We start from the raw sequence: 1,574 nt of genomic DNA on the forward strand, positions 1-1,574 counted from the left end.
GGCGAAGCACTGCTTCGCCCCGACGCAAGATGAGAGCTATGCTCGAATGAGGCGACGGCGTACTTCGCGAGAAACAGTTAGTCAGGTACGCCTTTATCAAAGACAACCAGTTCCTCTTTCGCATCACCACTATGTGCCGTGTGTTAAGGGTTAAGCCATCAAGCTATTACGACTGGCTAAGTCGTGATCTCAGCGACCAACAGATACATCGCAACCAGTCTGAATTACTGGTTAAAGCGGCTCACAATGAAACGAAAGAACGTTATGGCGCAGATCGACTGCATGCTCATCTAAGCGAGCAAGGCCATAACATTAGCCTGTATATGGTAAGAAGCATCAAAGAGCAACACGGCATTAAATGTCGTAGTCATAAGCGCTTTAAAGTCACCACCGACTCCAATCACAACAAGCTGGTCTATCCAAACGTACTGGATCAGAAGTTTGATGCTAAGCGCCCTAACGAGTCGTGGGTCAGCGACATTACCTATATCTGGACGAATGAGGGTTGGCTGTACTTAGCAGGGGTCAAAGACTTATACACCAAAGAGCTTGTCGGTTACGCTATTAACAAGCGTATGTGACCCCTGCCGTCAAATCCGTACAGTTAAACTTGGGAGATTTTAATTACGCAGCCTGACGATAATAATCAAACCACACCTGTCTTGGCGATTTATAGCCCAAGCCCTTTTGAATCCTCGTCTGGTTGTAGTACAGCTCGATATATCTAATGATATCGTTGATGGCTGTAAATCTGGTTTTATAATCTTTATGATATATCAGCTCATTCTTCAATGTACCCCAGAAGCTTTCTATCGGCGCATTGTCATAACAGTTGCCTTTAGCGCTCATTGAGCCTGTAAATTGATGCTGCTTAATGATCTTGTGGTAGGCATGGCTGCAATACTGGCTGCCTCTGTCAGAGTGGACTATTAGCCCTTTGGGAGGTCGTTTGTTCTTGATTGCCATAGTGAGTGCACGGCAAACTAAATCAGCAGTCATGCGTTTATTAATGGCGTAACCGACAAGCTCTTTAGTGTATAAGTCTTTAATGCCTGCTAAATACAGCCAGCCCTCGTTTGTCCAGATGTAGGTGATGTCACTGACCCAAGCTTGATTCGGTCTTTGAATATCAAACTGCTGATTTAATACGTTGTCATAGACCAGCTTATTGTGATTAGAGTCAGTGGTGACTTTAAAGCGCTTGTGGCGACGGCATTTGATGCCATGCTCCTCTTTAATGCTTCTAACCATGTAAGGGCTGATATCATGTCCTTGCCCGTTTAGGTGCGCCTGTAGACGCTCAAAGCCGTAGCGTTCCTTGGTTTCACTGTGCGCAGCTTTAACCAGTAACTCGCACTGATTACGATGTATCTGCTGCTCGCTTAAGTCACGACTTAGCCAATCGTAGTAGCTTGAGGGCTTAACGCTCAATACACGGCACATAGTAGTGACGCTAAATATCTGCTGATTGTCTTTAATAAAGGCGTACTTTACGGGCTGTTTTTCGCGAAGTACGCCGTCGCCTCATTCGAGCATAGCTCTCATCTTGCGTCGGGGCGAAGCAGTGCTTCGCT

Annotated in this window: 2 pseudogenes; one reads left to right on the forward strand and one right to left on the reverse strand. The window is 46.0% G+C overall.

Annotated elements, in window-relative coordinates:
- Positions 1-50: 50 nt before the first annotated feature.
- Positions 51-578: pseudogene (locus H9653_RS12320) on the forward strand (IS3 family transposase); the annotation flags it as partial.
- A 46-nt stretch (positions 579-624) separates the two neighbouring features.
- Here H9653_RS12320 and H9653_RS12325 read toward each other — a convergent pair.
- Positions 625-1,524 (reverse strand): annotated as a pseudogene (locus tag H9653_RS12325) (IS3 family transposase); the annotation flags it as partial.
- Positions 1,525-1,574 lie beyond the last annotated feature (50 nt).

This window comes from Psychrobacter communis (genome assembly GCF_014836505.1).
Lineage (GTDB): Bacteria > Pseudomonadota > Gammaproteobacteria > Pseudomonadales > Moraxellaceae > Psychrobacter > Psychrobacter faecalis.